Genomic DNA, 25,718 nt, shown 5'->3' with positions numbered 1-25,718 from the left:
CCTTCGGCCTATCCGCTCTTGGAGACACCAGTGAGCGGAGCGATTGAGGAGCGGTGAGCGATCTGTGAACGCCGACACCCTCGCCGCGGTGCAACCCGCCGTCGAGCTGGAGGGCATCACCAAACGCTTCCCCGGCGTCGTCGCCAACCATGACATTCGCATCACCGTCGAACCCGGCACGGTGCACGCGATCGTGGGGGAGAACGGCGCGGGCAAGTCCACCCTGATGAAGATCCTGTACGGCATGCAGAAGCCGGACGAGGGCACGATCAAGGTGAACGGTGTGGAAGTGGCCTTCCGCACGCCGAGCGACGCCATCAACGCGGGCATCGGCATGGTCCACCAGCACTTCATGCTGGCCGACAACTTCACCGTGCTGGAGAACATCGTCCTCGGCGCCGAGCCGAAGAAGGGCGGCCGGCTCGACTCCGCCGGGGCCCGCGCGCGCATCAGCGAGCTGGCCGCCGGTCATGGCCTGCGGGTGGACCCCGACCGGCTGGTGGAAGACCTCGGCGTCGGTGACCGGCAGCGAGTGGAGATCCTCAAGGTCCTCTACCGTGGCGCGCGCATCCTGATCCTCGACGAGCCGACCGCGGTGCTCGTACCCCAGGAGGTCGACGAGCTCTTCGACAACCTGCGCGAGCTCAAGGCCGAGGGGCTGACGGTCATCTTCATCTCCCACAAGCTCGACGAGGTGCTCAGCATCGCCGACGCGATCACCGTGATCCGGCGCGGCACCACGGTCGCCAGCGTCGACCCCGGCGAGGTCACCGCGCGGCAGCTGGCCGAGCTCATGGTCGGCAGCGAGCTGCCCACGCCCGAGACGCGCGAGTCCACGGTGACCGACGAGATAGCGCTGAAGGTGTCCGGCCTGACCATGGAGGCCGACGGCTTCCGCCCGGTGCCCAAGGGCACCTCGATCCCCCTGTACGTGGCGAAACTCCGCGAGGAGGGCCGCCGACTGCTCCTCGACGACGTGTCGTTCGAGATCCACAAGGGCGAGATCCTGGGCATCGCCGGGGTCGAGGGCAACGGCCAGTCCGAGCTGATCGAGGCCATCATGGGCATGCGGCCCGTGCACGGCGACATCTCGCTCGACGGCGCCGACATCAGCACCTGGTCCACCCTCAAACGCCGCGAGTCGGGCATCGGCTACATCCCTGAGGACCGCCACCGCCAGGGTCTGCTGCTGGAGGCCTCGCTCTGGGAGAACCGGGTGCTCGGCCACCAGACCAGACCGCCCGCGCGCAAGGGCATCTGGGTCAACCGGCGCTCGTCCAGAGCCGACACCGAACGCATCGTCAAGGACTACGACGTCCGCACACCGAGCGTCGACACGCTGGCGCTGGCCCTGTCGGGCGGCAACCAGCAGAAGCTGATCGTCGGGCGTGAGATGAGCGGCGAGCCGAAGTTCCTCATCGCCGCCCACCCCACCCGTGGCGTCGACGTGGGCGCGCAGGCCGCGATCTGGGACCACCTGCGTAACGCCAGGGCCGCGGGCCTGGCCGTACTCCTGATCTCGGCCGACCTCGACGAGCTCATCGGCCTGTCCGACACGCTGCGGGTGATCTACGGCGGGCGGCTCGTCGCCCGCCTCGACCCGTCCGACGTCACCCCCGAGCGGTTGGGCGGCTACATGACCGGCGCCATCACCAGTACTGAGGAGACGTGATGCCCGCCGGGCTCTACCGGGCGCTACTGACCGTCGCCGGCGCCGTCGCCGCCATCATCCTGGCGATCCTGATCTCCAGCGTCGCGATCATCGCGGCGGGGGCCAGCCCCGAGGCCGCGTTCGCCGCCTTCTTCGACTTCGGCGAGACCGAGCGGGCGGTGGTCAACGGCATCACGACCATGCTCAACCGGGCCGTGCCGCTGTACATCGCGGGCCTGGCCGTGGCCGTCGGCTTCCGCATGAACCTCTTCAACATCGGCGTCGAGGGCCAATATCGCATCGCGGCCATCTGCGCTGCGTACGTCGGATCCACATTCGTGGCGCCCGCCTGGATCCAGATCCCGGTGATCATCGTGGTGGCGATGGTCGTGGGCGGCTTCTACGCGCTGATCCCCGCCGTGATGAAGGTGACGAGGGGGGTGAACGAGGTCATCTCCACGATCATGCTGAACTACATCGCGATCAACCTGGCCGCCTTCCTCGTCCGCGGTCCCTTCACGGGGGAGCGCGCCAAGGGCGTGCTCACCACCACGACGCCCGCGCTGCCCGAGTCGGCCTGGTTCCCCAACCTCAACGTCCTGTTCGAGATGTTCGGGCTGCCCGCGCCCCGCGGTGGCGGTCTGTGGGGCTTCCTCCTGGTGGCCGTCCTGCTGGGCATCGGGCTCTGGGTGCTGCTGGAGCGGACCCGGTTCGGCTTCGAGGTCAAGGCCAGCGGCCTCAACGCCTCGGCCGCGCTGGCCTCCGGCGTCAGCCCGAAGAAGATGGTCATCTCCGCGATGGTGCTCTCCGGCGCGATCGCCGGGCTGATCGGCATGCCGGAGATCCTCGGCGACAAGCATTCCTTCGGCTCCAACTTCACCCCGGGCCTGGGCTTCCTGGGCATCGCCGTGGCGCTGCTCGGCCGGAACCAACCCGGTGGCATCGCGATCGCGGCGCTGCTGTTCGGCTTCCTGGACCATGCGCAGGGCCCGCTGCAGTTCGCGAATGTACCGCCGTCGGTCATCATGATCATGCAGGGCACGATCGTGCTGCTGGTGGTCATCGCCAACGAGATCACCAGCAGGATCGCGCTGCGGCGCGAGGAACGGCGGGCCGCTCAGCAGCTCGGCAGGAACACTCCCGTTGAGGTGACAGCATGACAAAGGTCAGCCGATACCACTTGGCGCTCATCGGCGTGGCCGTGCTCATCCTGGTCATGTCGGTGGTCCGCGTCATCTCCGGGCAGGACGACATCACCTCGTCCGGCACGTTCAACGCCGCCCTGATGCTGTCGGTGCCGATCGGCCTGGCCGGGCTCGGCGGCCTGTGGGCCGAGCGGGCGGGCGTGGTCAACATCGGCCTCGAAGGCATGATGGTGCTCGGCACCTGGTTCGCCGGCTGGGCCGGATACCAGTGGGGCTTCATGGCCGCGCTGGTCGCCGGCCTGATCGCCGGCGCGCTCGGCGGGCTGATCCACGCGGTCGCGACCGTGACGTTCGGCGTCGACCACATCATCAGCGGCGTCGCCATCAACCTGCTCGGCCCCGGCATCACCCGCTTCCTGTCCGAGGTCCTCTACGGCGAGGGCACCCGCGCGGCCGCGGCGGGCGCGGGCATCACCACCTCGCCGGCCATGTCGTCGGAGGCGCCCGAGCCCAGCCTGCCGCTGTTCTCGTCGGGCCCCGACTGGCTCGGCAGCCTGGAGCGCACCCACTGGTTCCTGATCTCCGACGTCGCGGGCATCCTGCGCGGTCTCACCCACGAGGTGAACGTACTGGTCATCCTGGCCGTGCTGCTGCTCCCGCTGACGTTCTTCGTGCTCTGGCGTACGGCGTTCGGCGTGCGGCTGCGCTCGGCGGGCGAGAACCCGTGGGCGGCCGAGTCGCTGGGCGTGAACGTCTACCTGATCAAGTATGTGGCCGTCGTCATCTCCGGCGCGTTCGCCGGGCTCGGCGGCGTGTTCCTGGTCTTCATCTCCACCAAGTACGTCGAGGGCCAGACAGCCGGCCGCGGGTTCATCGGCCTGGCCGCCATGATCTTCGGCAACTGGCGGCCCGGCGGGCTGGCCGCGGGCGCCTCGCTGTTCGGCTACGCCAGCGGCCTGCAGCTGCGCAGCTCCGGGGCCGTGACGGCGTTCTTCCTGTTCGGCGCCATCCTGCTGCTCATCTACATCGGCACCAAGGTGCGCGCGCTGCTGTCGTCCGACCAGCCGGCGGAGATGGTCACCAGGGGCGCCAGGGAGTACAACCTGATCGCGGGGGCCGCCGCGGGCACGATCGTACTGATCTGGCTGTGGCTGACCGTCGACAAGTTGCCGAACGAATTCGTCTTCATCACACCACACGTGCTCACGCTGCTCGTGCTCCTGGTGGCTTCGCAGCGACTGCGGATGCCCAAGGCCGACGGCATGCGCTATCGCCGGGGGGAACAGCATTGAACGTCGACTGGGACGGCCTGCGCACGGAGGCCATCGAGGCCATGCACAACGCGTACGCGCCCTACTCCAAGTTTCCCGTCGGCGCGGCGGCGCTCGTTGACGACGGCCGCGTCATCACCGGCTGCAACGTCGAGAACGCCTCCTACGGCCTGGGCCTGTGCGCCGAGTGCGGCCTGGTCTCGGCGCTGCACTCCTCGGGCGGCGGCCGGCTGGTGGCCTTCACCTGCGTGGACGGCCACGGGGAGCTGCTGATGCCGTGCGGGCGCTGCCGGCAGCTGCTCTTCGAGTTCGGCGGCGAGGAGTTGCTGGTCGAGACCGTGGACGGGCCGAAGCGGATGGCCGAGATCCTGCCCTACGCCTTCGGCCCCGACGACCTGTCGAGGTCGGCCTGATGGCCATGGACGTCATCGAAGTCATCGTCGCAAAACGGGACGGTGGCGAGCTGACGGCCGCCCAGATCGACTGGGTGATCGACGCCTACACCCGCGGCGAGGTGGCCGACGAGCAGATGTCCGCGCTGGCCATGGCCATCCTGCTGAACGGCATGAACCGGCGCGAGATCGCCGGCTGGACACAGGCGATGATCCGCTCGGGCGAGCGGATGGACTGGTCCGCGCTGGACCGGCCCACCGCCGACAAGCACTCCACCGGCGGCGTCGGCGACAAGATCACGCTGCCGCTCGCCCCGCTGGTGGCCGCGTGCGGCGCCTATGTCCCGCAGCTCTCGGGCCGCGGCCTCGGCCACACGGGCGGCACGCTGGACAAACTGGAGTCGATCCCCGGCTGGCGGGCCTCGCTGTCCAACGACGAGATGCTCTCGGTGCTGCGCTCGGCGGGCGCGGTCGTCTGCGCCGCCGGCTCGGGCCTCGCCCCCGCCGACAAGAAGCTGTACGCCCTGCGCGACGTCACCGGCACGGTCGAGTCGATCCCGCTCATCGCTTCGTCGATCATGTCGAAGAAGATCGCGGAGGGCACCGGGTCGCTGGTGCTCGACGTCAAGGTGGGCTCGGGCGCGTTCATGAAGACGCCGGAGCGGGCCCGCGAGCTGGCCGAGACGATGGTCGCGCTGGGCACCGACGCGGGCGTGCGCACGGTCGCCCTGCTCACCGCCATGGACCGCCCCCTGGGCCGCGCTGTGGGCAACGCCTTGGAGGTCGAGGAGTCGGTCGAGGTCCTGGCGGGTGGCGGGCCGCCGGACGTCGTGGAGCTGACCGTACGGCTGGCGCGGGAGATGCTGGAGGCGGCCGGGGTCTCCGGTCCTGACCCGGCGCGGGCGCTGGCGGACGGCTCGGCCATGGACGCCTGGCGCCGGATGATCACCGCCCAGGGCGGCGACCCGGACGCGATCCTGCCCAGGGCGGCGGAGACCATGGTGGTCGAGGCGCCTGCCTCGGGGGTCCTGTCACGCCTGGACGCCTATGCCGTCGGGCTTGCGGCCTGGCGGTTGGGGGCGGGGCGGGCTCGTAAGGAGGATCCGGTGTCATTCGGGGCGGGCATCGTGCTGCATGCCAAGCCGGGTGACCTCGTGCGCGAGGGGCAGCCGCTGATGACGCTGCACGCGGACGAGACGGGTCGTTTTGAGCGGGCCTTGGCGGCGCTGCAGGGCGGCTACGAGGTCGGGACAGGGAGCGCCGAGGTGCTGCCTCTGGTGCTCGACCGGATCACGGCCTAGTAGACGGGCGCCGACCACTTCGGGCGTCGGCGCTTTGTGCCGCCGCTTCAGCGTACGAGGACGGGCGCGTCGGCGAAGATGTCGGCGAGGACGGCGCGCTGCGTCGGCAGGGCCTCCTTGTGGCGCGCTCTCCCCGCCTCGGTGATGCAGACGAAGACGCCACGGCGGTCCTGGTCGCACACCCCGCGCGAGACCAGCTGAGCCTTCTCCAGCCGCGCCACGACCCTGGACAGCGCGCTCTGGCTCAGGTGAACCTCGTCACAGAGCTCCTGGATCCGGAGCTTCTTGTCGTGATGGACGATCCGGTCCAGCACCTCGAACTCGCTCGGCCCCAGGCCGTGCTTGTCACCCAGCTCGCGTTCCAGCGAGCACATCGCCTTGGCGTGCTTCGCCAGGACGTAGTGCCAGGTCCCGACCACGAACTCCTCGTCCATGTCGCGGAGGTTACCACTTCGCTAAAACTGATGCAACGGAATTAAATGCGTTTGCATTAGATGCGGATGCATGTAGTGTACTGACTCATGTCCTCTCACTCATCCCGTTGGGGCGCGCTCGCCGTGCTCTGTGCAGTGATCTTCCTTGACGCCCTTGACGTGTCGATGGTCGGCGTGGCGCTGCCCGCCATCCAGCACGACCTGGGCCTTTCTACCTCTTCTCTGCAGTGGGTTGTCAGCGGCTACGTGCTCGGTTATGGCGGTCTTCTGTTGCTGGGCGGCAGGACCGCCGACTTGCTCGGGCGACGCAGGGTGTTCCTGGTCGCGCTGGGTGTCTTCGCCGTGGCGTCGTTGCTCGGTGGTCTGGTGGACGACGGCGCTCTGCTGATCGCGGCCAGGTTCATCAAGGGGGTGGGCGCCGCCTTCACCGCGCCGGCCGCCCTTTCGATCATCACCACCACGTTTCCCGAGGGGCCTGAGCGCAACAAGGCGCTCAGCATCTTCACCGCGTGTGGCGCCAGCGGTTACTCGCTCGGGCTGGTGCTGTCCGGCCTGCTGACCGAGATCGGCTGGCGGTGGACGCTGCTGATGCCGGTGCCGGTCGCGATCATCGCGCTGGTCGCCGCGCTCAGGGTGCTGCCGCGTGGCGAGGAGGAGCGGGCCGAAGGCGGCCATGACCTGATCGGCGCCGTGCTGATCACCGCCTCGATGCTGCTGCTCGTCTTCACCGTCGTCCAGGCGCCCGAGGCCGGCTGGACCTCGCTGCGCACGATCGGCTCGCTGGTCGCCGTCGCCGCGCTGCTCGGCCTGTTCGTCTTCGCCGAACTGCGGATGAAGCACCCGCTGGTCCGGCTGGGCATCCTGCGCTCCGGCTCGCTCGTCCGGGCGAACCTGGGGCTGCTCATCCTGATGGGCTCCTACGTGGCCTTCCAGTTCGTTGCCATGCAGTACTTCCAGAACCTGCTGGGCTGGTCGGCCCTCGGCACCGCGCTGGCGTTCCTGCCCGCCGGAGTGCTCGTCGCGATCACCTCGACCAAGATGGGCGACTTCGCCGACAGGTTCGGCACCACCAAGCTGACCATCATCGGCGCGGCCGCGCTGGCCGGTGGCTACGCGATGTTCCTGGGCATCGACGAGCACCCCAGCCTGGGCGGTCTGGTCATTCCCGGCATGCTGCTGCTGGGCATCGCGTTCGCGCTGTCCTTCGCGCCGCTGAACATCCAGGCCACGAACGGCGTGCACGACGACGAGCAGGGGCTGGCCTCCGGGCTGCTCAACACCTCCGGGCAGGTGGGCGGCGCGATCGTGCTCGCCGTGGTCTCGGCGGTGCTGACCTCGAACGGCACCACCCTGTCGATCGAATCGCTCCGCTCGGCGATCGTGGTGTCGCTGGTGCTGGCGCTGGTCGGGGTGGCGATCTCGGCCACCGGGCTGCGGGTACGCAAGCCGGTGGCGGCCCCGCAGGAAGAGGCGAAGGTGTACGAGACGGTCTGACGACCTAGACGTCCGATTCGTTGAGAAGGCCCCGCGTACCGCGCGGGGCCTTCTCGCTCTTTGTGCTCCCCACGTGTCGGCTATGGGTAGCCCATGTTCGTGCCACTCGCGCGCCGCGCCGCTTGTGATCCTCTGAACTGGGGAATCAATCTGCTATGCGCCCGCCACCCGCACTCGGGCATCCGTCGCGACGCCGCCCGGCCCACACCGCCGCTCTCGCTTGTCTGCTCGTACTGACCGCGTGCGGTACGGCCTCGCCAGGCGGCGCCGGGAGCGGCGCGACCACGAGCGCGTCGGCCGAGCCCACCGCCCCACCCAGGGTCGCTACGCCATCGACGTCACGCGGTCGGACCTCCACGTCCACGTCCACCTCCTCGTCCTCCTCCTCCATCTCTGTCGACACGGGCACGCGGGAGGCGGCGCCGACGAGCACGGTCGAGGTGGACGTACAGCACAACATCGGCGACCCGGCGGTCGTGCAGGGCGTCCGCTACGCCGCCCACGACACCTACGACCGCGTGGTGATCGACCTCAAGGGCTCCATGCCCGGCTACAACGTCAAATGGGTAGACAAACTGCTGCAGGACGGCTCGGGCGAGGACTTCGACCTGCCCGGCGGCGCGTACCTCCAGCTGATCCTCGCGCCAGCCGACGCCCACGACGCCAAGGGCAGGCCCACCTGGAAGGGCGGTCCCATCTTCCCGGCCAACCTCGGCAACGTGACGCATGTGGTCAAGACCGGCGACTTCGAAGGCCGCGTCGGAGTCGGCCTCGTGCTCAACCACCAGGCGGCGTTCGAGCTGAAGGAGCAGTCCGATCCCGACCGGCTCGTCATCGACGTGGCACACTGACCTGGTGGTTAGAAAGATCGAAGCGGCTACCCGCATCCCGGTGCCCGGCGGCAAGCTCATCGACGAGCACATAGGCCGCGTCAACAGCGGCGACGAGGCGATCTCCATCGCCCACATGGTCGCCCCGCCCGGCTGGGACGAGCCCGCACAAACGCCCTCGTTCACCGAATACACCGTCGTCCTGCGCGGCACGCTCCTGGTGGAACACGCCAACGGCACGACCGAGATCACGGCGGGCCAGTCCATCGTCACGGACCCGGGCGAGAAGATCCGCTACAGCACCGGCCCGGACGGCGCCGAGTACATCGCCGTCTGCCTGCCCGCCTTCTCCCCGGACGGGGCCAACCGCGCCGAGGATTGACCGATCAGCGCGGATTACTCTCGGTTGATTGTCATCTCCAATCGCCGCAGCCTGACTCAGGCCGATGTTCACCGTGTTCTCCCAGCTCACCTGATGCGACGTGCTTTCGGATCGAGCGAGGGCGCCCCTGGGCGTTCACCTTGCGTATACGGAGCGCTGATGCACTGAGCGCTGTCCGGCGGGCGTCCGCCAAAGGGGAGCGAAAGGTGCGCAGCGGTGAGCCGTATTCGAGTGCAGGGACTGATCCGCCGGTTCGGTCCCGTCGCCGCTGTGGACGACGTGTGGCTGGATGTGGCGGACGGGGAGTTTCTCGTGCTGCTCGGCCCGAGCGGCTGCGGCAAGTCGACGGAACGCCCGGCGTCCTGCCCAGGAAGTGATGTGCGAGCGGCAAGTGTTGATCAAGAGGGCTGTAACCCGATGCCTCTATTAATGGATTGAAAGCACGTGATGTGGGAGCACACCGGACGCCGGGGCGCCCAAAGGGATCTGGAGGCTCCGCCATGACACGTCCGACCGCCGTTCCCGCGTACGTGCTCGGCTTAGCCATCGCCGCTGTGCTGCTCGCCGGATGTAGACCCCAGGCGGAAACGGCCAGAAGCGGCGGAACCAAGACGGCGGGCGGCTGCTCGCTCACCGTGGAAGAGCTCTCCAAGGCCACGGGGCTGAGCTGGGAGCTGAAGGAGAAGAGGGACGACCACCCGCTGGAGACCCTCGAATCGGTCAAGGCGAGCGTGTGTCTCTACACGGCGGCGGACGCTCCGCAGGCGGGGTCGGATCCGCTGGTACTGAGGACCGACACCGTCGGCGGGAAGGACGTCGCCGCCGTTCGCCAGGAATTCACCGAGTCGTGCACCGGGTACGACGGCAAGGTGCGCGAATCGGCGGCCGCTGCCGGCGCGGTCGTGTGCGACCGTGACGGCGCCGTGGTGGAGGGGCTGGTGGAGAGCGTTGACCGGCTGGTGAACGTCTATTTCGTGAACGCCGACAAGACCACCGCCATCAAGCTCACCAAGAAGTTCGACGCGATCCTCACCGCCGTGGAGTGACCGGCGACACGGGCCGATGTCGGCCCAGTTGGAGCCGGGAGTTCGTCGGCGGAAGGCGCATATCATGGGCGGATGAGGCCCACGCTTGACGAGATCCGACGGGCGCCCAAGGTGCTGCTGCATGACCACCTCGACGGCGGCCTGCGGGCCGAGACCATCGTCGGGCTGGCGCGCGACTCCGGCTACGGCGAACTGCCCACGACCGACGCCGACAACCTCCGCGAGTGGTTCGAGGAGGCGGCCGACTCGGGCTCGCTCGAACGCTACCTGGAGACCTTCCAGCACACCGTCGGCGTCATGCAGACGCGCGAGGCACTGACCCGCGTCGCCGCCGAGTGCGCCGAGGATCTGGCGGCCGACGGGGTCGTCTACGCCGAGGTGCGTTTCGCGCCCGAGCAGCACACCACCACGGGGCTCAGCCTCGATCAGGTGGTCGAGGCGGTGCTGGACGGGTTCAGGCAGGGCTCCGAGGGGCGCGGGATCAAGGTCGGCACGCTGCTGACCGCGATGCGGCATCAGGCGCGGTCGATGGAGATCGCCGAGCTGGCCGTGCGTTATCGGGATGGCGGGGTGGTGGGCTTCGACATCGCCGGGGCCGAGGCGGGCTACCCGCCCACCAGGCACCTCGACGCGTTCGAATACCTGCAGCGGGAGAACGCGCACTTCACCATCCACGCGGGCGAGGGCTTCGGGCTGCCGTCGATCTGGCAGGCCATCCAATGGTGCGGCGCCGATCGGCTCGGGCACGGGGTGCGGATCATCGACGACATCTCCGTGTCGGACGACGGCTCCGCCAAGCTGGGCCGCCTGGCCGCGTACGTCCGCGACAAGCGCATCCCCCTGGAGATGTGCCCCACCTCCAACCTGCAGACCGGAGCCGCCGACTCCATCGCCGACCACCCGATCGGGCTGCTGCGCCGCCTGCATTTCAGGGTGACGGTCAACACCGACAACCGGCTGATGAGCCGCACCAACGTGTCGCTGGAGTTCGACAAGCTGGTGGAGGCGTTCGGCTATGGCTGGGATGATCTGCAGTGGTTCACGGTCAATGCGATGAAGTCGGCGTTCATCCCGTTCGATGAGCGGCTGGCGCTGATCAACGGTGTGATCAAGCCCGGATTCGCGCGGATGAAGTGGCAGCCGTGAAAGAGACCTACCGTTCCAAGACCGCCTTCGTGCTCGGCTGGGTGTGGCTGGCGTTCGTCGCCTTCAACATCTGGGATCTGACCGCCCGCTACAACGGCAAGCCCTCGCTGGTGGCGGGCGCCGTGCTGGGCGCGCTGACCGCCGTGGTCTACCTGGTCGCGCTCCGCCCCGCGACCGTGGTGACCGAGGAGGGGCTGGTGGGGCGCAACCCGCTCCGCTCGACGTTCGTGCCATGGGCCTCGGTGAACGACGTGGTGGTCTCCCACACCATCAACGTCCGCTACGGCGCCGAGCAGGTGTTGCGGCTGTGGACGCCGATGAGCACGGCGCGCGAGCGGGCCAGGGCGCAGCGCCGGGCCACGCCCAGGCAGGAACGCGGTCGCTTCAAGACCGAGCCCACGCTGAGCAAGGCGGAGCAGGCGGCCGCGGAGGCGTTCGCCGGGAAGACGCACGCCGACTGGGTGGGGCAGCAGATCACCGAACGGGCGGAGTCGGCCAAGCGCCGCGACGTGGAAGCCCCGCCCGCCCGCGCCAGCTGGGCGATCGACTCGTTCGCGGTGCTGGCCGCGGCGATCGCGCTCGTGGTGATGGCGGTCGTGATCGGCTGACTCGGTCGAGCCACGGTCGTGATGGGCTGACCGGCCGATGGTGTTGACCCTGACACCGTGTCAGGCCCTACACCTGGAGGGGTCATGTTCAGTATCGGAGACTTCGCCAGGCTCGGGCTCGTGTCCGTGCGCATGCTGCGCCACTACGACGCGATCGGGCTGCTGCGCCCCGCGCACGTGGACCCGGCCACCGGCTACCGCTCATACCAGGCGGCGCAGCTGTCCAGGCTCAACCGCATCGTCGCGATCAAGGACCTCGGCTTCACGCTGGAGCAGGTCAGGGCGATCCTCGACGACAAGGTCAGTACGGAAGAACTGCACGGCATGGTACGCCTGCGCCGCGCCCAGCTGGAGGCGCGGATCAGCGCCGACCTGGGCAGGCTGCGCGGCGTCGAGGCGAGGCTCCGGACCATCGAGACGGAGGGGCACATGCAGACGGATGAGGTCGTGCTCAAGGAGATCGCCGCGACCAGGGTCGCCGAACTCAGCGCGCGGGCCGCCAGCTATGAGGGCGAGGACATCGGGCCGGTCATCAAGCCGCTGTTCGTCGAGCTCTGCGGGCGGCTGGAGGCGGCGCGGGTGACCATAGCCGGTCCCGGCATCGCGTACTACATCCCCGAGGACGACGGCGCGGTGATGGTGCACGTCGCGTTCCCCTTCACGGCGGAAGAGAAGGACGAGTACGACGTCCAGTTCGTCACTTTGCCGCGCATCGAGACGGCGGCGACGATCATCCATCATGGCCCGATGGAGGAGGTGGGCCCGACGTTCCAGGCGCTGGCGCACTGGATCGAGGCGAACGGCTACCGGTCGAGCGGCCTGGCCAGGGAGATCTCCCTGCACTGCCCGGACGACCTGGCCGAATGGGTGACGGAGCTCCAGATCGAGGTGACCCCGGTCTAGTGGAGGAGCTGGAGCGGCACCGTGCCGAACTGACCGGTTACTGCTACCGGATGCTGGGCTCCGGGTTCGAGGCCGAGGACGCGGTGCAGGAGACCCTGGTCAAGGCATGGCGCGGCCTCGACCGCTACGACCCTGACCGGGCGCCGCTCCGCTCCTGGCTGTTCCACATCGCCACCAACGTCTGCCTCGACATGCTGCGGGGCGCACAGCGGCGGGCGCGGGCCATGGACCTCGGCCCCGCCGGGTCGCCGGGCCCCGACCTCGGCCCGCCGCTGCCCGGCCACGCCTGGATCATGCCGATCCCCGACAGCCGGGTGCTCCCCGCCGATCCGGCCGAGCTCGCCGTCGAGAGGGAGACGGTACGCCTGGCGTTCGTGGCCGCGCTGCAGCACCTCCCACCACGGCAGCGGGCGGTGCTGATCCTGCGTGACGTGCTGCGCTGGAGCGCGGCCGAGGTGGCGGAACTGCTGGCGGGCAGTGTCGCCTCGGTCAACAGCGCCCTGCAGCGGGCCAGGGCGACGCTTTCTGAGATGCCTGCCCACGGTGGCCCTTCTGAGGTGCCTGCCCGCGGTGGCCCTTCTGAGGTGCCTGCCCGCGGTGGCCTTTCCGAGGTGCCTGCCCGCGGTGGCGAGGTGGACCGGCGGTTGCTGGAGCGGTATGTGGACGCGTTCGAGCGGTATGACGTGTCGGGGCTGGTCGCGCTGCTGCACGAGGACGCGACGATGTCGATGCCGCCGTTCGCGTGGTGGCTGCGGGGCAGAGAGGACATCCGCGAGGCCATGCTCGCAGCGGACGCGCCCTGCGGCGGCTCACGCCTGGTTGCGGCGGGCACGGCCAACGGCTCCCCGGCGTTCGGGCAGTACCTGGGGGGCGAGCCGTTCGCGCTCCTGGTCGTCGAGGTCTCGGGGGAGCGGGTCAGCGCGACGACCACATACCTGGATCCGCGGCTGTTCCCGCTCTTCGGCCTGCCGATGAGTTTCGCGGGCCCGCCTCGTATAGGTGGGTGAAGGAGGGCAGAACAATGCCGAACATCATTGACCATCCCGACCGCCCCTACGTGGGGGTCCGCGGGACCATCAGTATGACCACCTTCGGCCTGGTGGCCGACCGCATCGGCGAGCTGATCGGCTGGCTGGCCGAGCGTGGCGTGGCACCCGCCGGGGCGCCGTTCCTCAGGTACCTCGCCATCGACATGCCGGCCGACCGGCTGGAGGTCGAGGCGGGCGTGCCGGTCGCGGCCCCGGTGGCGGGTGAGGGGGACATCTTCGCCGCTCACCTCCCGGCCGGGCGCTACGCGACGGTACGCCACCACGGCCACCCCGACCAGCTCAGAGGCGTCATCGAGAACCTCCTGACCTGGGGCACCGAGCAGGGCCTCAAGTGGGACATGACGCGGGACGGAGACACCGAGCTGTGGGGCTGCCGCCTGGAGCTCTACCAGACGGATCCCCGCGTCGAGCCCGACCTCAACAACTGGGACACCGACCTGGAGTTCCGCCTGGCCTGACCGTTCCGGGGGCGGTGCCTAGAGGCCGAGTGCGGCGCCGACGTCCGCTTTCAGGGCGTCGAGCTCTCGTACGGCCAGCGCTCGGGCATCCCCTACCGGGCCGGTCACCGGAACGACCACCTCCAGGTAGCACTTGAGCTTGGGCTCGGTCCCCGAAGGCCGGACCACCACCCGGGCGTCACCGGACAGCACGTACCGCAGCCCGTCGGTGGGCGGCAGCCCGCCGTCACCCAGGCTCAGGTCGTCGGCCCGTTCGACCGCCCGGCCGCCCAGCGCGGCCGGGGGGGCGGCGCGCAGCCGGGCCATGGCCCCGGCGATGAGCGACAGGTCCTCGACCCGGACGGACAGCTGCGCGGTGGCGTGCAGCCCGTAGCGCCGGGCCTGGTCGTCGAGCAGGTCGAGCAGGGTACGCCCGGCGCGCTTGGCCGCCGCGGCGATGCCGGCCACGGTCAGGGCGGCGCCGATGCCGTCCTTGTCGTGTACTGGCAGCCCGGCGTCAGAGCCGACGCTGTAGCCGATCGCCTCCTCATAGCCGAAGACCAGCCCGGGGCCCGCTTTGATGATCCACTTGAAGCCGGTCAGCGTCTCGCCGTAGCGGACGCCGTGGGCGGCGGCGATCTTGCTCAGCAGCGTCGAGGAGACGATCGTGGTGGCCACCAGGCGATCGCCGGACGTGTGCGTGATCACGTGCTCGGCCAGCAGGCCGCCCACCTCGTCGCCGGTCAGCATGCGCCAGGAGCCGTCGCCCAGCGGCACGGCCACGGCGCATCGGTCGGCGTCGGGGTCGTTCGCCAGGACTAGATCGGCGTTGATCTTCCTGGCCAGCGCCACGGCCAGGTCGATCGCGCCGGGTTCCTCCGGGTTGGGGAACGCCACCGTCGGGAAGTCGGGGTCGGGGTTGCGCTGCTCCTCGACGGCCATCGGGGTCTCGAACCCGGCGGCCAGGAACGCCCCGGTCAGCGTGCCCGACCCGACGCCGTGCAGCGGCGTGTAGGCGATCCGCAGCTCGCGGGCGTCGCCGAGCGGCAGCGCGGTCACCGCGTCGATGTAGTCGTCGATGATGCTCTCGCCCAGCTCGGTCAGCGTGCCGGGCGCGTCGAGCGGCAACCGGTCGACGCGGCCCACCGCCTCGATGGCGGCGGAGATCTCGGCGTCGATCGGCGGCACGATCTGGGAGCCGTCGCCCCAGTAGACCTTGTAGCCGTTGTCGCGGGGCGGGTTGTGGCTGGCGGTGACCATCACACCGGCGTCGGCGCCGAGGTGGCGGACGGCGAAGGCGAGGATGGGCGTCGGCAGCGGGCAGGGCAGCAGCGAGGCGTGCAGCCCGGCGCCGGTCAGCACGGCCGCGGTGTCGCGGGCGAACACGTCGGACTTGTGGCGGGCGTCGTAGCCGATGACGACGTGCCTGCCGGGGCCGAGCGCCTGGCCCAGACCGGCCGCGGCCCGCATGACGGTCACCCGGTTCATCCGGTTGGGGCCCGCACCCAGCTCACCGCGCAGACCGGCCGTACCGAACTCGAGCCCGGCGCCGAAGCGGTCACGCAGCGCCTCGACGTCGCCGGAGTCGAGCAGCGCGGACAGCTCGGCCCGGGTCTCGGGATCCGGATCCTGCGCCAGCCAGAGACGGGCCACCTGGACCAGCTCGGTGGCTGTGCGAGCGTCGGTGGTCACAGACGGTCCACGATCTTGGCCAGGAGGGTGCCCATGCGGGCGGCCGTCGCGCGGCCGACCTGGAGGACCTCTTCGTGGTCGAGCGGCGCGTCCGCCAGCCCCGCCCCCGGGTTGGTGACCAGGGAGACGCCCAGCACCTCGAGACCGGCCTCGCGGGCCGCGATGGCCTCCAGGACGGTGGACATGCCGATCATGTCGCCGCCCAGCGTGCGCAGCATGCGGATCTCGGCGGGCGTCTCGTAGGTGGGGCCGCGGAAGGCCACGTAAACGCCCTCGGCGATGGTCGGGTCCACCTCCTGTACGAGCGCGCGCAGCCGCCGCGAGTAGACCTCGGTGAGGTCGATGAACGTGGTGCCGGTGATCGGGTTGGCCCCGGTCATGTTGATGTGGTCGCTGATCAGCACCGGGTCGCCGACGTGCTGCGTCTCGGGGCGCAGCCCGCCGGCCGCGTTGGTCAGCACGATGGTGCCGACCCCCGCGGCGGCCGCGGTGCGTACGCCGTGAACGACGGAGTCGACGCCACGCCCCTCATAGAGGTGGCTCCGACCGAGGAAGACGAGCGCGTGCCGCCCACCGGGGGTGCGCAGGACGCGGATCTTGCCGCCGTGCCCGGCCACGGCCGGAGCGGAGAAGCCGGGCAGGTCGGTGAAGGGGATCTCCGTGACCGTCTCGCCGATCGCGTCCGCGGCCGGCACCCAGCCGGACCCCATGACGAGGGCGACGTCGAAGGTGTCGAGGCCGCAAGCGCTCTTCAGCGCCTCGGCGGCGGCTCTGGCCAGGGAGTAGGGGTCGTTGCTCACGTCAGTAGTTTAGGAGGAGCCTGTCGAGCACCCGTACCCCGAACTGGAGCGCGTCCACCGGCACCCGCTCGTCCACGCCGTGGAACATCGACGCGAAGTCCATGTCCCCGGGCAGTCGCAGCGGCACGAACCCGAACCCGCGTACTCCCAGGTCGGCGAAGAAAGTCTTGTTGTCGGTGCCGCCGGACATGCAGTACGGCACGGCCCGCGCCGTGGGGTCCTCGGCCTTCAGCGCCGCGATCATCGACTCGACCAGGGCGCCGTCGAACGTGGTCTCCAGCGCGATGTCGTGGTGCACGAACTCGCGGCGGACGTTCGACCCGATCAGCGAGTCGATCGTCTTGAAGAACTCGTCCTCGTGGCCGGGCAGGAAGCGGCCGTCGATCACGGCGGTGGCCTGGCCGGGGATGACGTTCGACTTGTAGCCGGCGTTGAGCTGGGTCGGGTTGGCGGTGTGGCTCAGCGTCGCGCCGACGAAGCGGACCAGCGGCCCGATCTTGTCCAAAATGGGCGCCGGGTCGTCCTCGTCGAAGGGCAGGCCGAACGCGTCCGCGACCTCGGTGAGGAACTGGCGGACAGTCGGGGTGAGGGTGATCGGCCACTCGTGGGCGCCGACCCTGGCCACGGCCTTGGCCACCTCGGTGACCGCGTTGTCGGTGTTGAGCATCGAGCCGTGCCCGGCGGTGCCGTCGGCGATGAGTTTCATCCAGCCGAGACCCTTCTGCGCGGTCTCGATCAGGTAGAGCCGCAGGGACGGGTCCACCTCCAGGGAGTAGCCGCCCACCTCGCTGATCGCCTCGGTGACGCCCTCGAACAGCTCCGGGTGGTGCGCGGTGAGGTGCTTGGCGCCGTAGTTGCCGCCGGCCTCCTCGTCGGCGACCCAGGCGAAGACGAGGTCGCGGCGCGGCTTGCGGCCCTCGCGGGTGAGCTGGCGGAGTACGGCCAGCATCATCGCGTCCATGTCCTTCATGTCCACCGCGCCCCGGCCCCAGATGTAGCCGTCGCGTACCTCGCCGCCGAACGGGTCGACGGACCAGTCGGCCGCGTTGGCGGGCACCACGTCGAGGTGGCCGTGGACCAGGAGCGCGGGCAGCGACGGGTCGGTGCCTTCGACGCGGGTGATGACGTTGCCCCGGCCCGGCTCGCTCTCGATGTAGGTGGCCTCGATACCGACCTCGTCCAGCCTGGCCATGACGGCCTCGGCGGCGGCCCGCTCGCCGGGGCCGGTGCCGTCCCCGTAGTTGCTGCTGTCGACGCGGATGAGTTCGGCGCAGAGTTCGGCGACTTCGTTCTCGGCGGGCGTCATGGTGTCCTCTCCAGGGTGAGCAGGCCGGACTTGTGGAGGTGACCGCGTTTGTAGGCGCGGGTGATGAGGGTGACGTCCAGGTCGGTGACCTCGTCGAGCGGGCCGACGACGCCCGTCAGGAAACGGTAGAGGCCGGCCTCATGGGCCACCGCCACCTGGACGATCAGGGAATGGGTGCCCGAGGTGGCCGCGCAGTAACGCACGCTGGGGTGCGCCGCGAGTTGCTGGCCGACCAGGTCGAGCCCGTGCGGCCGGACCTTGAGCCAGAGTTTGCCCTCCACCTCCAGGCCGAGCAGCGCGGGCTCGACCTCGGCCCGCAGCAGCAGGAGCCGCCGTTCGAGCAGCGAGGACACTCGCCTGCGGGCGGTCGGCACCGAGATGTCGAGCCGCTCGGCGATCGCGGTGAACGCGATCCTGCCGTCGCCGGCCAGCAACTCGGCGATCTCCTGCTCCAGAGGCGAAAGACCGTCCTCATCGGGAAGGACTTCGAGGACCGGGGGAGGACGCAACTGGGCCGCCTCCTGCTCGCTGAGGTAGGGCGCGTGCCACTCGGCGACCGTCCTGAAGGTGTGCAGGACGACCTGGGTCTGCGTCTGCAGCACTCCGTCGATCTCGCTGATCTCCGCGGTGAGGATGTCGTGCAGCTCCTCCCGTGACCGGGCGACCAGCTCACAGGCGAGGTCGGCCGCCCCGGTCAGCGAGTAGACCGAGCGCGTGTCGGGCCGGTCGGCCAGCGCCTTGGCGACCTGCGCCGCCGTACCGGGGCGGACCTGGACATGCAGGTGCACGGGCCGGCCGTGGCCCGAACGCAAGTCGTCATAGATCGCGGTGACGCGCACCATCCCGTCGGCGATCAGGCGCTGTAACCGGCGCGCGACCGTGCGCTCGTGCTCGCCGACGGCCCTGCCGATCTCGCCCCACGACGCGCGGGGGCTGATCTGGAGGGCGGCGACCAGGCGCCGGTCGAGAACATCCACGGGGAGCCGTCTCTATGTCGGGTTTGTAAATATGTTGCCAGGCATTTGACTGTTTCGGTCGCCCGAATGCACAGTAGGCCATCATCGCAGTTGTCAGCAAAGGAGCCCCCCGTGGCGACCTCCCCCGTGGCGCCATCGCCACTCGGCATCCCCAAAAGCCGTGTCCGACAGCTCATGGCGGCCAGCATCGGCAACGTCGTCGAGTGGTTCGACTGGTACACCTACAGCTTCCTGACCGTCTACTTCGCCGACCAGATCTTCCCCAAGTCCGGCACGAACAGTCTGGTCCCGGTGCTGAGCGCCTTCGCGGTGTTCGCGGTCGGCTTCTTCATGCGCCCGCTGGGCGGCCTGCTGGTGGGCGCGTTCGCCGACCGGTTCGGCCGCAAGTCTGCGATGACCTTCACGATCATCCTGATGGGTGGCGGCTCGCTGCTGCTGGCGATCACGCCGACGTACGAGGCGGCGGGTGTGCTCGCGCCGATCATCCTGACGCTGGCGCGGCTGATCCAGGGACTCTCGGTCGGCGGTGAGTTCGCCGCGGCGACCACGTTCCTGGTCGAGTCGGCCCCTCCCGGGCGTCGCGGGTTGTTCTCGAGCTTCCAGTACGTCAGCACCACCATCGGCCAGCTCTTCGCCTCCGGCCTGGCCGCGCTGCTGGCCGCCAACCTCGCCGAAGCCGACATGAGCTCCTACGGCTGGCGCATCCCGTTCGTGGTGGGCGCGGTGATCAGCCTCGTGGGCCTGTGGATCCGCAAGGGCGCCGAGGAGACCAGCGCGGTCGTCAGTGAGATCCAGGAGGGCAAGACCGAGCGTCCGGGCATGTTCGAGTTCCTGGTCCGCTACCCGACCAAGGCCGCCATGATCGTCGGCATCACCGTGGCGGGCACGGTCGCCTACTACACCTGGACGACCTTCCTGCCGACCTACGCCCAGCAGAACGTGGGCTTCGACAAGGGTCAGTCGCTCACGGTCAGCACGATCTCGCTGGTCTTCTTCATGATCCTGCAGCCGCTGCTCGGCATGCTGTCGGACCGGATCGGGCGCCGGCCCATGCTGATCACCTTCGGCCTGGCGTTCACGATCCTGCCGGTGCCGCTGCTCGGCATGCTGACGAACTCCTTCTCCAGCCTGCTGTTCATCCAGTGCCTCGGCATGATCTTCCTCGGCTGCTTCACCTCGGTCTCGGCCGCGGTCAACTCCGAGTTGTTCCCGACCCGGGTGCGGGCGGCAGGGGCGGGCTTCCCGTACTCGCTGACCGTCGCCATCTTCGGCGGCACCGCGCCGCTCATCGGCACGGCGCTGAAGGACGCGGGTAACTCGGGGCTCTTCCCGTGGTACATGTCGGCGCTCGCCCTGGTCTCCACACTGGTGTACGTCTTCGCGTTGAAGGAGACCAAGGACCAGCCGCTCAGCTAGTCGCCGATCGATTTGCAGGGGCGTCCCCGCAGCTCCTTGACGTAGTCGTCGGGGGCGCCCGCCCGCTCGGCGGCGTCGGCCAGGATGCCCAGGTAGCGGGCGGAGGGCAGGCCGCCCTCATAGCCGTCGAGCACGTAGAACCAGGCCACCTGCTCGCCGTCGAGCGTCTGCACCCGCAGCCGCACCTTGTGGTAGAGGCCGCGGACCGCGCCCTCCCACTGGTCGAGGGAGTTGGCGTCCAACTCGGGCACGTCGTAGAGGACCACGAAGACGTGCTCGTCGGGGTCTTCGACGATGGTGGAGAGCGCGCCCTCCCAGCCGAAGTAGTCGCCGCCGAACGTCAGGCGCCAACCCTGCAGCCAGCCCACGCCCCGGATCGGGGAATGAGGGGCACGCATGGCCATCTGCTCGGGGTCCATGTTGCTGCCGTAGGCCGCGTATACAGGCACAGCTGACAAGAGTAGCGCGCGACCGGCCGCCCCGTTCGTCGTCAGCACGCGCCATGCGGGACAATAGGCACGTGACGAGGATCGTGATCATCGGTGGCGGACCAGGCGGCTACGAGGCGGCTCTGGTGGCGGCGCAGCTAGGCGCGCAGGTCACCATGGTCGAACAGGACGGGCCTGGCGGCGCGTGCGTGCTGACCGACTGCGTGCCGTCCAAGACGCTCATCGCCACCTCCGTGCGTAAACAGGCCCTCCTCGACGCGCCCTCGCTGGGCGTCGGATTCACCGGCGGGCTCGATGGCGACGTCGGCGTGGCGAGCGTCGATCTGCCGCTGGTCAACAAGCGGGTCAAGGAGCTGGCGCAGGCCCAGTCGGCCGACATCGAGACCCGGGTCGCCGCCGAGGGCGTCGAGATCATCAAGGCCCGCGGGCGGCTGGTCGACCCGCAGCTGGTCAAGGCGGGCGACCGCGCGATCAAGGCCGACGTGGTCATCGTGGCGACCGGCGCGACGCCGCGCATCCTGCCGGGGGCCGAGCCTGACGGCGAGCGGGTCCTGACCTGGCGCCAGCTTTATGACCTCGACGCGCTGCCCGAGCACCTGATCGTGGTCGGCTCCGGGGTGACGGGCGCCGAGTTCGCGGGCGCCTACCGCTCCCTGGGCGCCGAGGTAACGCTGGTCTCCAGCCGCGACCGGATGATGCCCAACGAGGACGCCGACGGCGCCGAGGTGCTCGAAGAGGTCTACCGGCGCCGCGGCATGAACGTCATGGGCCGCTCCCGCGCCGCCTCCGTCAAGCGGACCGCCGACGGCGTCGTGGTCACGCTCGAAGACGGCCGCACGGCCGAGGGCTCCCACGCGCTGATGACGGTCGGCATGGTGCCCAACACGAGCGGCATCGGCCTGGAGGAGGCCGGGGTCCAGCTCGACAGGAACGGCTTCATCAAGGTCGACAAGGTCTCGCGCACCTCCGCGCCGGGCGTCTACGCGGCGGGTGACTGCACCGGCGTGCTCATGCTCGCCTCGGTCGCCGCCATGCAGGGCCGCATCGGGGTCTGGCACGCGCTGGGCGAGGCGGTCCAGCCGCTCCGGCTGGCCACGGTGGCCTCCAACATCTTCACCGATCCGGAGATCGCCGCGGTCGGCGTGGCACAGCGCTCGATCGAGGCCGGGGAGATCGAGGCCAACGTGGTCAAGCTGCCGCTGGCCACCAACGCCCGCGCCAAGATGCAGGGGTTCAACGACGGCTTCGTCAAGCTGTTCTGCCGTCCGCACACCGGCATCGTGTTGGGCGGGGTCGTGGTGGCGCCGCGGGCCTCCGAGCTGATCCTGGCGCTCTCGGTGGCGGTGCAACAGCGGCTCACGGTGGATCAGCTGGCCCACACTTTCGCGGTTTATCCGTCTTTGTCGGGATCCATCACCGAGGCAGCCCGGCGGTTGATGCAGCCTGAGGCGCAGATCGGGATCTGACCGGGCTTCGACGGCTTCCATGAAAACGGGCGCGCCCCGAAAGGGGTCACGCCCGGTCAGAAAACGGGTGTCCCGAGAGGGACACGCCCGGTAAGACCCGAGAGGGACACGCTCGGTAAGAAACGGGCGCGCCCCCCGAAGGGAACGCGCCCGGTCATTCGCTGGTCGCTTTACCAGTCGCCGCCGCCGAAGTCGCCACCACCGAAGTCGCCGCCGCCGCCGAAGTCGCCCCAGCCGCCGCCACCTCCGCCGCCGAAGTCGCCGCCACCACTGAAGTCGCCACCGCCACCGCCGTCGGAGAAGCCCTCGGCGTAACCGGCGCCGTAGCCGCCGAAACCGCCGCCGAGCATGCTGCCCATCATGGTGCCGATGAACATACCGGTCATGATGTCGCCGAAGCCGCCGTAGTAGCCGTAGGCGTAAGGCTGGTAGGCCGGGCCCGCGTCGTAGTAAGGACGCCGCTGACCGTCGACCATGACCTCCCGCATCTGCGGGTCGAAGCCGCGCTCCACGGCCTCGGCGTCGCTCGCGCAGGCGGGTACGTCGCGCACCGCGCCACCGGGCGGCGCCCAGCGCACGTCACGTACGGACGGGCCGTGCTGCGGGTTGAAGAAGCAGGGTGCCCGCCGCTCGGGGACCGGCTGGTTGCTGACCTTGGCCTTCACCACGGCCAGCGCGTAGCGGCCGTCCTCCAGCGTCTGGGTCACCTCGCGGACCTGGTCGGCCCGCTGCACCGCCGCGAGCTGCGTCTTGGCCTTCTCGTAGGAGTCGAGCGCCTGCTGCCACTCGGTGATGTGCTGCCCGCTCTGGCCGGAGAGCGCCACATCGGTGTCCAGCGCGGTGATCTCCTCGCCGAGCTTGGTGACGTCCTCCTCCACGGTCTGCTTGACCGCGGCCAGGTCCTTGGCGTCCTGGATGGCCTGCTTCTTCTTCTTGTTCTTGGAGTAGACGAAGTAGCCACCGCCGCCGACCACGACGAGCGCGCCCAGGGCGATCAGCGCGCCGCTGCCACCGCCACTGCCGCCCACCGGGCCGGAGTCGAGCGCGGCCTTCTTGCCCTGGGAGGCGAGGTTGATGCGCTCGACAAAGTCATTCATGCCGGACACGACGTCGTCGTGGTTACGCACCGCGAGCTGAGACAGCTTGTTGGTGAGACCGGGCTTGCCGAAGTTGGACTCCGCGAACAGGGAGTTGCCGTCGAGCACCGCCACGGTGACCTGGCCCCCACCCTTCGCGGCCGCGGTGGCCTCGCCAAGGGAGGTGACGTACTGCTTGGCGTTGGCCGCCGTCAACGTGCCGTCGGGCAGAGCCGCGACGTAGATGTCACTCTTGGAACCCTTCAACGTGTCGCGGATCTCGGACTGCTGGTCCGAGGTCAGCGGCGATCCCGACTGCACGAATAGCGGATCCTTCTTGTCCTTCCAATAGGACACAACGCTCGATGCGTCAGGGGGTGCGGCCGCCGCGTTGGCGGCAGGGGACAGCGCAAGGACGACGAAAAGACCGGCGATCAGAGCCGCGATCGCGGCCCCTGCTCGGCGCAGCGAATGGGTCATTGGCAGCAAGCCTCCTTCGCCCAGGATGACGAACGGGCACTCGACAAAGTTCCTCTACAGCGCACGTTACCCGTATGGAGTCGGTCGAGCGCGGGGCGTGGTCAAGGATCTTCGAGGCTCCGGCACGATCAAGCGAGCTCAAGAGTCCTTGATCTCGCAGATCGTGGCGCCCGACGTGACGGTCTGCCCGACCGCGGCGCTCAGCCCCGTGACGGTGCCCGCCTTGTGCGCGGTCAATGGCTGCTCCATCTTCATGGCCTCCAGCACCACGATCGCGTCGCCCTCGGCCACCGTGTCGCCGTCGGCCGCGACGATCTTGGCGATGGTGCCCTGCATCGGGCTGACCAGCGCGTCGCCGCCCGCCGCGGGCTTGTTCGCGCCGCCGCGTCTGGGCTTCCTGGCCGCGGGCGGCGCGGAGCCTCTGGCGGTCGTACCGAGGCCGGAGGGGAGGACCACTTCGAGGCGCTTGCCGCCGACCTCGACCGTCACCGACTCTCGGGCGGCGGGTTCGTCGGCGGAGCCGTCGCCCGAGTAGGGCGGGATCGTGTTGTCGAACTCGGTCTCGATCCACCGGGTGTGGACGGCGAACGGTTCGGCGGTGAAGGCCGGGTCCGACACGACCGCGCGGTGGAAGGGCAGCACGGTCGGCATGCCGTCGATCTCGAACTCGGCCAGTGCCCGGCGCGAGCGCTCCAGCGCCTCCGTACGCGTACGGCCGGTCACGATCAGCTTGGCCACCAGCGAGTCGAACGTCTGCGGCACGGTCATCCCGGCCTCGAACCCCGAGTCGAGCCGCACCCCGGGCCCCGACGGCGGTCGCATGACGGTGAGGGTGCCCGGAGCGGGCAGGAAGTTACGGCCGGCGTCCTCGGCGTTGACCCGGAACTCGATCGAGTGGCCGCGCGGCGGCGGGTCGGCGTAGCCGAGTGTCCCGCCGTCGGCGATGCGGAACATCTCACGGACCAGGTCGAGGCCTGAGACCTCCTCGCTGACCGGATGCTCGACCTGCAGACGGGTGTTGACCTCCAGGAAGGAGATCGTGCCGTCCTGGCCGACGAGGAACTCGCAGGTGCCCGCGCCGACATAGCCGGCCTCGCGCAGGATCGCCTTGGAGCTGGTGTAGAGGATCTCGACCTGCGACTCGGACAGGAACGGCGCGGGCGCCTCCTCCACCAGCTTCTGGTGGCGGCGCTGGAGCGAGCAGTCGCGGGTGCCGACCACGACCACGTTGCCGTCGCGGTCGGCCAGGCACTGGGTCTCGACATGCCGCGGGCGGTCGAGGTAGCGCTCCACGAAGCACTCGCCGCGGCCGAACGCGGCGGTCGCCTCGCGTACGGCCGAGTCGTAGAGTTCGGCGACCTCCTCCAGCCGGTGGGCGACCTTGATGCCCCGGCCGCCGCCGCCATAGGCGGCCTTGATCGCGATGGGCAGCCCGTGCTCCTCGGCGAAGGCGACCACCTCCGCCGTCCCCGACACGGGGTCCTTGGTGCCTGCGACCAGCGGCGCGCCGACCTTCTGCGCGATGTGCCTGGCCTGGACCTTGTCGCCGAGCGCGGCGATGGCGGCGGGCGGCGGCCCGATCCAGATCAGGCCCGCGTCGATGACGGCCTGGGCGAAGCCGGCGTTCTCGGCCAGGAAGCCGTAACCGGGGTGCACGGCGTCGGCGCCGGAGCGCCGGGCGATCTCCAGCAGCTTGCCGATGTCGAGGTAGGTCTCGGCGGGGGACCGGCCGCCCAGCGCGTACGCCTCGTCGGCGATCTTCGCGTGCAGGGAGTCGAGGTCCTGGTCCGCGTAGACGGCCACACTGCCGATCCCGGCGTCCTTGCATGCCCGTGCGATCCGGACGGCGATCTCACCCCGATTGGCGATCAGAACCTTCTGCACCGACCTAAGTCCTTCCGACGCCCTTTCGACGGCAAGGCCCGTCCCCAACAAGCACTGAACGGAGTGTAAGTGCTCGTTGTCGG

The 25,718-nt window shown here is 69.7% G+C and carries 25 protein-coding genes; 17 read left to right on the top strand and 8 right to left on the bottom strand.

What is annotated here, in order from left to right:
* Positions 1-64 precede the first annotated feature (64 nt).
* Genes AB0L53_RS12595 through AB0L53_RS12575 form a run of 5 tightly spaced genes read left to right on the top strand, consistent with a single transcriptional unit; the run spans position 65 to position 5,760 of the window.
* Entirely contained in the window at positions 65-1,672 is a 1,608-nt protein-coding gene (locus AB0L53_RS12595; protein WP_363993023.1) for an ABC transporter ATP-binding protein, read from the top strand.
* Complete coding sequence (locus AB0L53_RS12590) at positions 1,672-2,811, top strand: ABC transporter permease (protein WP_357948638.1); 1,140 nt, start codon at positions 1,672-1,674, stop codon at positions 2,809-2,811. The genes AB0L53_RS12595 and AB0L53_RS12590 overlap by 1 nt, the downstream gene beginning before the upstream one ends.
* Positions 2,808-4,088, top strand: coding sequence for an ABC transporter permease (locus tag AB0L53_RS12585; RefSeq protein WP_363993022.1), 1,281 nt, complete (start codon positions 2,808-2,810; stop codon positions 4,086-4,088). Before AB0L53_RS12590 ends, AB0L53_RS12585 begins: the two co-directional genes overlap by 4 nt.
* Positions 4,085-4,480 (top strand): cytidine deaminase, encoded by a 396-nt coding sequence (locus AB0L53_RS12580; RefSeq protein ID WP_357650981.1) that lies wholly within the window; start codon positions 4,085-4,087, stop codon positions 4,478-4,480. Before AB0L53_RS12585 ends, AB0L53_RS12580 begins: the two co-directional genes overlap by 4 nt.
* 5 nt (positions 4,481-4,485) lie before the next feature.
* A complete protein-coding gene (locus tag AB0L53_RS12575; RefSeq protein ID WP_363993021.1) occupies positions 4,486-5,760 on the top strand; it encodes a thymidine phosphorylase in 1,275 nt (424 codons plus the stop codon).
* Positions 5,761-5,807: 47 nt separating this feature from the next.
* Here the strand turns inward: AB0L53_RS12575 and AB0L53_RS12570 are convergent, their stop codons facing one another.
* Positions 5,808-6,194: a MarR family transcriptional regulator gene (locus AB0L53_RS12570; protein WP_357650985.1), complete on the bottom strand. Its 387-nt coding sequence runs from the start codon at positions 6,192-6,194 to the stop codon at positions 5,808-5,810.
* Positions 6,195-6,329: 135 nt separating this feature from the next.
* Between AB0L53_RS12570 and AB0L53_RS12565 the strand changes: the two genes are divergently transcribed.
* The 10 genes from AB0L53_RS12565 to AB0L53_RS12520 all read left to right on the top strand — a co-directional run bounded on the left by AB0L53_RS12565 (position 6,330) and on the right by AB0L53_RS12520 (position 14,110).
* Entirely contained in the window at positions 6,330-7,688 is a 1,359-nt protein-coding gene (locus AB0L53_RS12565) for an MFS transporter (protein WP_358548657.1), read from the top strand.
* A gap of 155 nt (positions 7,689-7,843) precedes the next feature.
* On the top strand, positions 7,844-8,539 hold the full coding sequence (locus AB0L53_RS12560) for a hypothetical protein (RefSeq protein WP_363993020.1): 696 nt from the start codon (positions 7,844-7,846) through the stop codon (positions 8,537-8,539).
* Between the two features lie 4 nt (positions 8,540-8,543).
* Positions 8,544-8,900 (top strand): cupin, encoded by a 357-nt coding sequence (locus AB0L53_RS12555; RefSeq protein ID WP_363993019.1) that lies wholly within the window; start codon positions 8,544-8,546, stop codon positions 8,898-8,900.
* A gap of 216 nt (positions 8,901-9,116) precedes the next feature.
* A complete protein-coding gene (locus tag AB0L53_RS12550) occupies positions 9,117-9,338 on the top strand; it encodes a hypothetical protein (RefSeq protein WP_363993018.1) in 222 nt (73 codons plus the stop codon).
* 62 nt (positions 9,339-9,400) lie between these two features.
* Positions 9,401-9,946: a hypothetical protein gene (locus AB0L53_RS12545; RefSeq protein ID WP_363993017.1), complete on the top strand. Its 546-nt coding sequence runs from the start codon at positions 9,401-9,403 to the stop codon at positions 9,944-9,946.
* A 72-nt stretch (positions 9,947-10,018) separates the two neighbouring features.
* Entirely contained in the window at positions 10,019-11,092 is a 1,074-nt protein-coding gene (locus AB0L53_RS12540; RefSeq protein WP_363993016.1) for an adenosine deaminase, read from the top strand.
* Positions 11,089-11,700 (top strand): PH domain-containing protein, encoded by a 612-nt coding sequence (locus tag AB0L53_RS12535; RefSeq protein WP_357948662.1) that lies wholly within the window; start codon positions 11,089-11,091, stop codon positions 11,698-11,700. The genes AB0L53_RS12540 and AB0L53_RS12535 overlap by 4 nt, the downstream gene beginning before the upstream one ends.
* An 84-nt stretch (positions 11,701-11,784) precedes the next feature.
* Complete coding sequence (locus AB0L53_RS12530) at positions 11,785-12,603, top strand: MerR family transcriptional regulator (RefSeq protein ID WP_363993015.1); 819 nt, start codon at positions 11,785-11,787, stop codon at positions 12,601-12,603.
* Positions 12,603-13,610 carry a sigma-70 family RNA polymerase sigma factor gene (locus AB0L53_RS12525; RefSeq protein ID WP_363993014.1) on the top strand — a complete coding sequence of 336 codons (1,008 nt, stop codon included), beginning with the start codon at positions 12,603-12,605 and terminating at the stop codon, positions 13,608-13,610. Before AB0L53_RS12530 ends, AB0L53_RS12525 begins: the two co-directional genes overlap by 1 nt.
* Positions 13,611-13,624: 14 nt before the next feature.
* Positions 13,625-14,110: a GyrI-like domain-containing protein gene (locus tag AB0L53_RS12520; protein ID WP_363993013.1), complete on the top strand. Its 486-nt coding sequence runs from the start codon at positions 13,625-13,627 to the stop codon at positions 14,108-14,110.
* Between the two features lie 18 nt (positions 14,111-14,128).
* Here AB0L53_RS12520 and AB0L53_RS12515 read toward each other — a convergent pair whose 3' ends face one another.
* The 4 genes from AB0L53_RS12515 to AB0L53_RS12500 are packed head-to-tail and all read right to left on the bottom strand — an operon-like array spanning position 14,129 to position 18,864.
* On the bottom strand, positions 14,129-15,781 hold the full coding sequence (locus AB0L53_RS12515) for a phospho-sugar mutase (protein ID WP_363993012.1): 1,653 nt from the start codon (positions 15,779-15,781) through the stop codon (positions 14,129-14,131).
* Entirely contained in the window at positions 15,778-16,581 is an 804-nt protein-coding gene (locus tag AB0L53_RS12510; RefSeq protein ID WP_363993011.1) for a purine-nucleoside phosphorylase, read from the bottom strand. The genes AB0L53_RS12515 and AB0L53_RS12510 overlap by 4 nt, the downstream gene beginning before the upstream one ends.
* Position 16,582: 1 nt before the next feature.
* Positions 16,583-17,887: a M20/M25/M40 family metallo-hydrolase gene (locus AB0L53_RS12505; protein ID WP_357948674.1), complete on the bottom strand. Its 1,305-nt coding sequence runs from the start codon at positions 17,885-17,887 to the stop codon at positions 16,583-16,585.
* Positions 17,884-18,864, bottom strand: coding sequence for an Lrp/AsnC family transcriptional regulator (locus AB0L53_RS12500; protein ID WP_363993010.1), 981 nt, complete (start codon positions 18,862-18,864; stop codon positions 17,884-17,886). Before AB0L53_RS12500 ends, AB0L53_RS12505 begins: the two co-directional genes overlap by 4 nt.
* A gap of 111 nt (positions 18,865-18,975) precedes the next feature.
* Between AB0L53_RS12500 and AB0L53_RS12495 the strand changes: the two genes are divergently transcribed.
* Positions 18,976-20,280 carry an MFS transporter gene (locus AB0L53_RS12495; protein ID WP_363993009.1) on the top strand — a complete coding sequence of 435 codons (1,305 nt, stop codon included), beginning with the start codon at positions 18,976-18,978 and terminating at the stop codon, positions 20,278-20,280.
* On the opposite strand, the gene AB0L53_RS12490 is transcribed toward AB0L53_RS12495, so the two are convergent.
* Positions 20,277-20,729 (bottom strand): gamma-glutamylcyclotransferase, encoded by a 453-nt coding sequence (locus AB0L53_RS12490; RefSeq protein ID WP_358431660.1) that lies wholly within the window; start codon positions 20,727-20,729, stop codon positions 20,277-20,279. The two genes, AB0L53_RS12495 and AB0L53_RS12490, sit on opposite strands and share 4 nt — an antisense overlap.
* Positions 20,730-20,800: 71 nt before the next feature.
* On the opposite strand from AB0L53_RS12490, the gene AB0L53_RS12485 reads away from it, so the two are divergent.
* Complete coding sequence (locus AB0L53_RS12485) at positions 20,801-22,195, top strand: NAD(P)H-quinone dehydrogenase (protein ID WP_358179661.1); 1,395 nt, start codon at positions 20,801-20,803, stop codon at positions 22,193-22,195.
* Positions 22,196-22,365: 170 nt separating this feature from the next.
* Here the strand turns inward: AB0L53_RS12485 and AB0L53_RS12480 are convergent, their stop codons facing one another.
* Both AB0L53_RS12480 and AB0L53_RS12475 read right to left on the bottom strand, forming a co-directional pair.
* Positions 22,366-23,751, bottom strand: a complete 1,386-nt coding sequence (locus AB0L53_RS12480) for a hypothetical protein (RefSeq protein ID WP_363993008.1) — start codon at positions 23,749-23,751, stop codon at positions 22,366-22,368.
* 138 nt (positions 23,752-23,889) lie between these two features.
* Positions 23,890-25,635, bottom strand: coding sequence for a biotin carboxylase N-terminal domain-containing protein (locus AB0L53_RS12475; protein WP_363993007.1), 1,746 nt, complete (start codon positions 25,633-25,635; stop codon positions 23,890-23,892).
* Between the last annotated feature and the right edge of the window lie 83 nt (positions 25,636-25,718).

Source organism: Nonomuraea sp. NPDC052129, assembly GCF_040680095.1.
Lineage (GTDB): Bacteria > Actinomycetota > Actinomycetes > Streptosporangiales > Streptosporangiaceae > Nonomuraea.
Note: the sequence above shows the minus strand (reverse complement) of the source record. Positions and strands in the feature narration are given on the sequence as shown.

What these genes read in the sequence shown, in the direction of transcription:
- AB0L53_RS12570 (WP_357650985.1), bottom strand. Translation starts at nt 6,194, where the DNA reads ATGGACGAGGAGTTCGTGGTCGGGACCTGGCACTACGTCCTGGCGAAG.
- AB0L53_RS12480 (WP_363993008.1), bottom strand. Translation starts at nt 23,751, where the DNA reads ATGACCCATTCGCTGCGCCGAGCAGGGGCCGCGATCGCGGCTCTGATC.
- AB0L53_RS12545 (WP_363993017.1), top strand. Translation starts at nt 9,401, where the DNA reads ATGACACGTCCGACCGCCGTTCCCGCGTACGTGCTCGGCTTAGCCATC.
- AB0L53_RS12575 (WP_363993021.1), top strand. Translation starts at nt 4,486, where the DNA reads ATGGACGTCATCGAAGTCATCGTCGCAAAACGGGACGGTGGCGAGCTG.
- AB0L53_RS12505 (WP_357948674.1), bottom strand. Translation starts at nt 17,887, where the DNA reads ATGACGCCCGCCGAGAACGAAGTCGCCGAACTCTGCGCCGAACTCATC.
- AB0L53_RS12540 (WP_363993016.1), top strand. Translation starts at nt 10,019, where the DNA reads ATGAGGCCCACGCTTGACGAGATCCGACGGGCGCCCAAGGTGCTGCTG.
- AB0L53_RS12520 (WP_363993013.1), top strand. Translation starts at nt 13,625, where the DNA reads ATGCCGAACATCATTGACCATCCCGACCGCCCCTACGTGGGGGTCCGC.
- AB0L53_RS12585 (WP_363993022.1), top strand. Translation starts at nt 2,808, where the DNA reads ATGACAAAGGTCAGCCGATACCACTTGGCGCTCATCGGCGTGGCCGTG.
- AB0L53_RS12560 (WP_363993020.1), top strand. Translation starts at nt 7,844, where the DNA reads ATGCGCCCGCCACCCGCACTCGGGCATCCGTCGCGACGCCGCCCGGCC.
- AB0L53_RS12590 (WP_357948638.1), top strand. Translation starts at nt 1,672, where the DNA reads ATGCCCGCCGGGCTCTACCGGGCGCTACTGACCGTCGCCGGCGCCGTC.
- AB0L53_RS12530 (WP_363993015.1), top strand. Translation starts at nt 11,785, where the DNA reads ATGTTCAGTATCGGAGACTTCGCCAGGCTCGGGCTCGTGTCCGTGCGC.